Origin of the sequence: Pseudorhizobium endolithicum (assembly GCF_902153245.2) — a bacterium.
Taxonomy (GTDB): Bacteria; Pseudomonadota; Alphaproteobacteria; order Rhizobiales; family Rhizobiaceae; genus Neorhizobium; species Neorhizobium endolithicum.
Genome location: NZ_CABFWF030000003.1, coordinates 1 through 8,052, shown reverse-complemented (window position 1 = coordinate 8,052; position 8,052 = coordinate 1). Strand labels below are relative to the sequence as shown.

Sequence of the window (8,052 nt, the reverse complement as noted above, 5' to 3'; positions counted from 1 at the left end):
GCGTCACCATCTCGAGAGCTGTCTGTTCGGGAGCAGGTTTCTTCAACATGTCCCAGTGAATCACAAAACCCCCAGCCAGGCCAGGGGTTTGTCAGCAGTCTGACCTCCGGTGGGAGCCACCGGAGGTCTTTTTTTGGGTAGAATAAGCCCGCTACTTCGTTGGCATGGCCGCCGCTGATGCGACCAGCCTGGCGGACGGCGCGCCATAGCCATAGCCGCCGCCGACCGCAACGTTAAGCGACACGAAATCCTGCGCCATCTGCTGGACCGCTTGCGCCAGGTTGGCCTGAGCGGTCGAGACCTGCCGCTGGGCGTCAAGGACGTCGAGCAGCGAGGACGCGCCGTCGCGGTAGCTGGCCGTCGCCAGTTCGAGGGCTTCCTCGTAGGAGCGGACGGTGTCGCGGAGCGCGGCAACGGTGCGTGCATCCCGTGAGACCGCAGCAAGGGCGTTCTCGACTTCCTCGACGGCGTTCAGAACCGTTTCCTTCCAGGCGAGATAGGCTTCGCGCGCTGCCGATTCGGAGGAGCTCACGTTGGCCTTCAGTGCCCCGCCGTCAAAGATCGGCAGCGAAAGCCCTGGGCCGAAGGACCAGGACAGGATGCCGCTCTCACCGCTGCTGGTGCGCGTGTAGGACGGCCGGATCGAGCCGCCAAGCGTGATGGCCGGATAGAGCTGCGCCTGCGCCACGCCAATCTCGGCGACTGCCGAGGCCAGCTGCCGCTCCGCTGCGCGGATGTCGGGACGGTTGCGGATGAGGTCCGCCGGCACACCCGCCTTCGCGTTGAAGCGAGCCACCGGCTGGCGTGCCCCCTTCTGCAGTTCCGGCAGAAGCGTCGAAGCCGGCAGGCCCAGCAGCGTGGCGACCCGGTGGGCCGCACCGCGGAACTGAGTTTCGAGGCCGGGGATTTCGGCGAGCGTGCTGTTCACCAGACCTTCGGCCTGAACGACGTCCAGCCGCGAAGCCGCCCCGGCTTCGAGCTGCAGGCGGGTAAGATCCAGCGTCTCGCGCCGAGACGAGAGGTTCTGGCGGGCGAGCGCGATACGCTCCTGGAAGTAGCGTACGTCGATATAGGCTGCGACAACCTGGGAGAGCAGGGTAAGGCGCGCGACATCGACGCTCGCATAGGCGGCATCGAGCTGGGCGAGGGCGCTTTGCCTCGATCTCTTGTACAGTCCGAAGAGATCCAGGAACCAGGAGGCATCAAGCCCACCGGCAACGGTCGTCTGCGGAGAGGTAGACTGCGGGCTGATCGGGCCGCCAATATCCCTTGTGCCGCTCCGTTCCCCCTGCGCTCCGAAGTCGAGCGAGGGCAGCCCGCCGGCACCGGCCTGGACGACCGCGGCTTCGGCCTGGTTGATACGTTCGAGGGCCTGCAGCACGTCGAGATTCTGCGACAGGCCCTGGTCAACGTAGCCGTTGAGGCGACTGTCGTTGAAGGCGGTCCACCAGGCAACGGCCGAAACGTCGCCGTTGCTCTTCGTGGAGCCTTCCGCGAACTTGGCGGGGAGAGTGATCTCGGGTGCGGCATGTTCCGGCCCGACGACACAGCCGGACAGGAGGAGCAAGGCTAGCGGCGCCGCTGCGTGAATCGATCTCATATCTTTGTCCCAAATGCCCTAACAAAATTTCGAATGCGCCGGCACCGTCGGAGCCGATCCCCGCCGAGCTTGAGAGGCTGTCCCGGCGGCGACACGCTACTCATCCGTTAACGGATGGCACGCTGTCATCTCTCGTTTTTCACGATTTGATAACCGCCTGACCACAACAAAGAACGACGGAACAAAGAAAATTCCGAGCAGTGTTGCAGAAAGCATACCCCCCAGCACGCCGATGCCGATGGCATTCTGCGCTGCCGAACCCGCGCCGGTTGCGATCGCCAGCGGTACAACGCCCAAAATGAAGGCCAGGGAGGTCATCACGATCGGGCGGAGACGAAGCCGTGCGGCCTCGAGGGTGGCCTCTATTACGCCCATTCCTTGCTCCTGCCGGTCTTTCGCGAATTCGACGATGAGGATCGCATTCTTCGCGGCAAGTCCGATCGTGGTCAGCAATCCGACCTTGAAATAGACGTCGTTTGCCTGCCCGAAGAGATAGGCCGCCGCCAAAGCACCCAATACCCCGACGGGGACCGCCAGGATCACCGAGAACGGAATCGACCAGCTTTCGTAGAGAGCTGCGAGGCAGAGGAACACGATCAGGACGGACAGCGTATAAAGCATGGGAGCCTGTGAACCCGACAGCCGCTCCTGATAGGAAATGCCTTGCCATGCGACTGAATAGCCGCCCGGAAGCTCGCCCGTCAGCCGTTCCATTTCGTCCATCGCCTGGCCCGTGCTGACGCCTGGCCCTGCGGCACCCTCGAGGGAGATGGCGCTCGTTCCGTTGAAACGGGCCAGTTGGGGGGTCCCGCCGACCCATTCGACGGTACTGAAGGCGGAGAAGGGAACCATCTCGCCGTCGTTGTTTCGGGCATACCAGTACTTCAGATCGTCAGGCTGCATCCGGAAGGGTGCATCGGCCTGCACATAGACCGGCTTCAGCTCGTTGTTGAGCGTGAAATCATTGACGTCCCGGCCGGCGAAGATCGTCGACAGCATCGCGTTGACGGTGGCCAGGTCGACCCCCATCGCGCCGAGCTTCTCCTGGTCCAGAAGGATCTTGAGCTGCGTCTCGGCTCGCTGGCTGTTGGTGCGCAGGGAGCTGATGTTCGGGTTGGTCGCCGAGTTCTGGGTCAGCTGCTGATAAGCGTTGGTGAGAGCATCGTTGCCGTTGCCGCCACTATCCACCAGGTACATCGAAAAGCCGCTGGAGGTACCGAGGCCCTGGATGGCCGGCGGAAGCAGAGGGAAGACCTGGGCATCGCGCAGGGTGAAGAAGTATCCGCCGGCGCGCTGAACGATCTCGGCGGCCGACTGGCCTGGGCCGGTCCGCTCCGCAAAATCCTTGAGCTTGGTGAACACGATCGCGTTGTTCTGGCCGGCGCCGCCGAAGCTGAAGCCGAGCACGCCGAAGACGTCCGAGACATTCTCCTTTTCCTGTTCCAGGAAGTACTGCTCGACCTGCTTCACCACCGCATCGGTGCGCGCCGTCGTCGAACCCGCAGGGGTCTGGATGATCGTGAGCAGAACGCCCTGGTCTTCCTGCGGCAGGAACGAGCTCGGCAGGCGCGTGAAAAGCCAGGCGCAGCCGGCGATCACGACGGCGAAGATGATGAAAACCCGAAAGGGACGCTTCAGCAGATAGCCGATCGAAGCGACGTAGCCTTTGGTAGACCGATCGAAGCCGCGGTTGAACCAGGCGCCGATGCCGCGCCGCTTCTTGTGATGATCGATTGGCTTGAGCATGGTGGCGCACAGCGCAGGCGTCAATACGATCGCCACAACCGCCGACAAGAGCATGGCAGAAACAATCGTCACCGAAAACTGCCGGTAGATGATGCCAGTGGAGCCGCCGAAAAACGCCATCGGGATGAACACCGCGGTAAGCACCAAGGCGATACCGATGATGGCGCCGGTAATCTCACCCATGGACTTTTCCGTCGCCTCCAGGGGCGGCAGGCCTTCCTCGTCCATGATACGCTCGACGTTCTCGACAACGACGATCGCATCGTCGACCAGAAGGCCGATCGCCAGGACCATGGCGAACATGGTGAGCGTGTTGATGGAATAGCCGGTTATCGCAAGGACTCCGAAGGTACCAAGCAGAACGACGGGAACGGCGATCATCGGAATCAACGTGGCGCGGAGGTTCTGAAGGAAGATCAGAAGCACCACGAAGACAAGGATGATCGCTTCGATAAGCGTATGGACCACCTTCTCGATCGAAAGCTCGACGAAGGGGGTCGTGTCGTAGGGATAGGTGATTTCCACACCTTCCGGCAGGCCGGGCGCGATTTCCGCCAGAGCCGCCTTTACCCGGTCTGCCGTATCGAGAGCGTTGGCTCCGGTGGCCAGGTTGACGGCGAAACCGGTCGAGGGCAGGCCGTTCTGGCGCGAACTGCTGCCGTAGCTTTCCTGCCCGATCTCGACGCGGGCCACGTCGCTCAGCCTTACCGTGGCGCCGTCCTGCTCGACCTTGAGAATGATGGATTCGAAATCTCCGACCGTGGTCAGCTGGCTCTGGGCGGTCATAGTGACCGTGAGTTGCTGCCCGTCAACGACCGGCTGGCCGCCGAGCGAGCCTACAGAGACCTGGGTGTTCTGGGCCTGGATCGCGGAGGTGACGTCGGTGGGGGTGAGCTGGTACTTCTGCAGCTTCAGAGGATCCAACCAGATGCGCATCGCATAGCCAGAACCGAAGATGTCGATGCTGCCGACGCCTTCCAGGCGCTTGATCTGGTCCTCGATGTTGGTCGAAAAGACGTCGCCGAGATCAACGGACGTGCGCTTTCCATCGGTCGAGACGAGCGCACCGACCATCAGGATGCTTGAGGTCGATCGCGTGACGGAGATCCCCGCCTGCTGGACGACGTCCGGCAGTTGCGATTGGACGAGCTGCAGCTTGTTCTGCACCTGAACCTGGGCAATCTCAGGATCCACCGCGGTGCCGAAGGTCAGCGTGATGGAGGCGCTGCCGGTGCTCGACGAGGAGGTCATATAGGTGAGGTCGTCGAGACCGGTCATGCCGTCCTCGATGATGCTGGTCACCGATTTTTCGACCGTCTCGGCGCTCGCTCCCGTATAGGAGGCGCTGATGCGAACGGTGGTCGGGGCGATGTCCGGATACTGGGAGATCGACAGCGTCGTGATTGCGAGTGCGCCGCCGAGCATGATGACGATTGCGATAACCCAAGCGAATACCGGTCGCCGGATGAAGAATTTGGCCATTTGAAATCCCCTGCCGTCAAGCTTGCGGCATGTGTTCCTTGCGACGACGGTTTACTGCTGGGCGGCGGGTTCGGAGGCCTCGCCGGCCGGCGTCTGGACGACGAGACCCTTCTCGTCGACCGTCGCTTCGACCGGGGCAACCGTTGCGCCGTCCGCGATCCACTGGAAACCATCAACGATCAGACGGTGGCCGTCCGCAACACCCTCGGTCACGAGCCAGTTGTTTTCGGAAACCTGGCTGACCGCAAAGGTCCGGGTCTCCACCTTGTTCTCGGGCGTGACGAATTTTGCAGACAGTTCGCCGCGCGCGTTGCGGGTGGCTGCCCTTTGCGGGATCAGGTAGCCGCTCTCTGTCCCGAGCGTTACGGTGGCCCGGACGTACATGCCGGGCAGGATGATGTCGTCGGGATTTTCGAAGACTGCGCGGATCTGATAGGTGCCGGTCGTTTCGCTGACGACCATTTCCGACATATCGAGCTTGCCCGACTGGGCGTACTCGGTACCATCCTCCAGCGTCAGGCTGATTTTCGCCCGGCTGGGGTCGCCCTTGAGGCGGCCCGAGGACATTGCAGTGCGGAGTTCCAGCAGATTGGTGCTCGATTCCGTCAGGTCGATGTAGATCGGGTCCAGCTGTCGCAACGTCGTCAAGGCTTGCGTCTGGTTCGCCGTCACGATGTTGCCGATGCTGACATTGGAGATGCTCGTCACGCCGTCGAACGGCGCGCGGATCTTGGTGAGGTCGAGATCGATCTGCGCGCTTTGCAGGGCCGCCTTCGCCTGGGCCACGTCGGCTTCGGCCTGAAGAAGGGTGACGCGCGCGTTCTCGTACTCGATCTGGGTCGCCCCGCTGTTGACCAGCCGCTCGTAACGGGCAAGGTTCGCCTGGGCGCTCGGAACGCTTGCCTCGGCCTTGGCCACCGTAGCCTCGGCCTCGGCAACCGCTGCGGCATAAGTATCGTCCTCGATCTGGAACAAGAGGTCGCCAGCCTTAACCTCGCTGCCTTCCTTGAAGGCAATTTCGCGGATTGCACCCGTTACGCGGGGGCGGATTTCAGCGATCCTGAACGCGGTAGCGCGACCGGGAAGTACGCGGGTGATCGGATGTTCGCCCTGCTTCATACCGACAACGCTAACAGGTGTCGGAGGTGGCTCCTGTGCCTGAGCTCCGTCTCCCGTAGCCGTGCCCTGGCCGGAATCACTGCAGGCGCTGAGGGCCAATGACACAAAAAGAGGAAGGAGTAGCTTGCGTGCGTTCATTGACGTCATCCGGTTATGCGTGCGAGCGATGGAGCGAAGGCGGCCGATGGGCCGGACGGAGAAGGGTAGTCCGTTATCGACAGGCAGAAAAGGGCTGTTGGCGCGACCGGCGGACCGGCGCGGAAGTGACGTAAGTTAGAAATCGTCACTTTTCAAGAGGATTTTGCAGCGCGGCATTCACAAGACCGGCAATTCCGGCGCAGCGTTGCAGTAACTCCTCTTCGCCGCTGTTGACCAGGAAGACCGGATGAAGGACGCTTACGAAGGCGGCTGCCACGTGGCGGCTCGTCTCTGCACAATCGCTGCAGTGATAGACACCGCTCTCGACGCCCTGGCGGATCAGATCGCGAAACAGGTTTTGCACCAGCTCCTCATAATGGCGGCCGCTCGGAAGATCCGCATCGGACATCACGAAGATCATCTCCAGGAAGAACGGGTTGTCGCGAAGATCCTGAAGGTGCGCCTCCATCAGTTTGCAGGCGACGCGGGCAAGGCGATCCGGGGCGGGCAAGGGTTCGTCGAAGGGGGTGAACCGTTCGATCATGCGGCTGATGTGCCGGTCGCAGATCGCGTCGACCAGGACGGCCTTCGAACCGAAATGCTTGAAGACGTTCGCCGGCGACATTCCAAGCTCGTGCGCGATGTCGGCGATCGAGGATTTGGCCACTCCGCGCTGCCGGAACAGGGTTTCGGCAGTGGCCAAGATGTCTTCCCGAGTTTCCTCGGCTTTGCGTCTTTGTCTGCGCAATCTGTCCTCGTCCTCAGGCGTTCGTGAGGTAGGGCTGGAGGCTCCTTCGAATCCGGTCGAGGATCGTAGTGCCGCTGGTATCCCCGATGAAGGCCTGGCCGGTAATTCTCTCGAAGGCGGAGCGGTAGACGGCAGCAGTCGCCTCGATCAGCGAATCCGGGATCGGCGGGATCTCCTGCGCGTAGGGATCGCAACGCTCGGCGACCCAGGCACGTACGAAGTCCTTGTCGAAGCTGTCCGGCCGCTCGCCTGCCTCGAATTTCTGCCGGTAGCTTTCCGCCATCCAGTAGCGGCTGCTGTCCGGCGTATGGATCTCGTCAGCCAGAATGACATGGCCGTCGCCGTCGACACCGAATTCGTACTTCGTATCGACGAGGATGAGGCCGCGGGATGCCGCCATCTCCTGACCGCGGCGGAAGAGCGATAAGGCGTAGCTGGAGACACGCTCCCACTGTTCGCGCGTCAGGAGCCCCCGCTCCAGGATATCCGCGGGCGTCAGCGGCTCGTCGTGGCCGCCGTCGAAGGCCTTGCTCGTCGGCGTGATCACCGGCTCGGGGAGCCTTTCGTTGTCCCTGAGCCCGTCCGGCAGCGTCAGCCCGTACATGCTGCGCTCTCCCCTTTTGTAGAGCGTGAGCAACGAGGTCCCCGTGGTGCCGGCAAGGTAGCCGCGCACGACGATTTCCACCGGCAGGATGTCCAGCCGCTTGCCCACCACGACATTGGGGTCGGGATAGGCGAGCACGTGGTTCGGGCAGATATCGGTTGTCGCCTCGAACCAGTAGCGGGCAGTTTGTGTCAGGACATGTCCCTTGTCCGGGATGCAGGTCAGGATACGATCGAAGGCGCTCAGCCTGTCCGTCGCGATGATGATCCGCCGGCCGTCCGGCAGGTCGTAGTTCTCCCGCACCTTGCCGCGGTAGTAGTTGGGCAGTTCGGGAATATAGGCTTCGGTCAGGACGCGCACGGGCCACCTTCTGTCACGGGAGTGCTCTTCCTATGACATGCGGGGACAAGACAAGACAAGGCGGCGAGACGCGTCGGAACCGAACAGCCGGCCCATTTTACGGATTGGGGGTATAGACCTTAGAAATGTGAATATCTGGAGGCGGGGGGTGTGGGGGATTGGATGGATGGCGGGGAGGGCGCGCGGTTTTTGCTGGTGGGGGAGTGGTTTTCGGCGGTTCGTCTAATTCGCCGTTATCTACCAATGGCTTAGCGG

5 protein-coding genes are annotated in these 8,052 nt (G+C 62.4%); all 5 read right to left on the bottom strand.

What is annotated here, in order from left to right; all coding sequences use genetic code 11:
• Positions 1 to 151: 151 nt before the first annotated feature.
• The gene (locus RTCK_RS03245) at positions 152 to 1,600 is read right to left on the bottom strand and encodes an efflux transporter outer membrane subunit (protein ID WP_142591584.1); all 1,449 of its coding nucleotides are present in this window, start codon (positions 1,598 to 1,600) and stop codon (positions 152 to 154) included.
• 96 nt (positions 1,601 to 1,696) lie between these two features.
• Positions 1,697 to 4,828 carry an efflux RND transporter permease subunit gene (locus RTCK_RS03240; protein WP_142591582.1) on the bottom strand — a complete coding sequence of 1,044 codons (3,132 nt, stop codon included), beginning with the start codon at positions 4,826 to 4,828 and terminating at the stop codon, positions 1,697 to 1,699.
• Between the two features lie 51 nt (positions 4,829 to 4,879).
• Positions 4,880 to 6,085, bottom strand: coding sequence for an efflux RND transporter periplasmic adaptor subunit (locus RTCK_RS03235; RefSeq protein ID WP_142591580.1), 1,206 nt, complete (start codon positions 6,083 to 6,085; stop codon positions 4,880 to 4,882).
• A 145-nt stretch (positions 6,086 to 6,230) separates the two neighbouring features.
• Positions 6,231 to 6,788: a TetR/AcrR family transcriptional regulator gene (locus RTCK_RS03230; protein ID WP_235988520.1), complete on the bottom strand. Its 558-nt coding sequence runs from the start codon at positions 6,786 to 6,788 to the stop codon at positions 6,231 to 6,233.
• Positions 6,789 to 6,846: 58 nt separating this feature from the next.
• Positions 6,847 to 7,797, bottom strand: coding sequence for a phosphoribosylaminoimidazolesuccinocarboxamide synthase (locus tag RTCK_RS03225; RefSeq protein WP_142591576.1), 951 nt, complete (start codon positions 7,795 to 7,797; stop codon positions 6,847 to 6,849).
• Positions 7,798 to 8,052: the final 255 nt, after the last annotated feature.

Coding starts and splice junctions, on each gene's coding strand:
- RTCK_RS03240 (WP_142591582.1), bottom strand. CDS start 4,828: ATGGCCAAATTCTTCATCCGGCGACCGGTATTCGCTTGGGTTATCGCA.
- RTCK_RS03245 (WP_142591584.1), bottom strand. CDS start 1,600: ATGAGATCGATTCACGCAGCGGCGCCGCTAGCCTTGCTCCTCCTGTCC.
- RTCK_RS03235 (WP_142591580.1), bottom strand. CDS start 6,085: ATGAACGCACGCAAGCTACTCCTTCCTCTTTTTGTGTCATTGGCCCTC.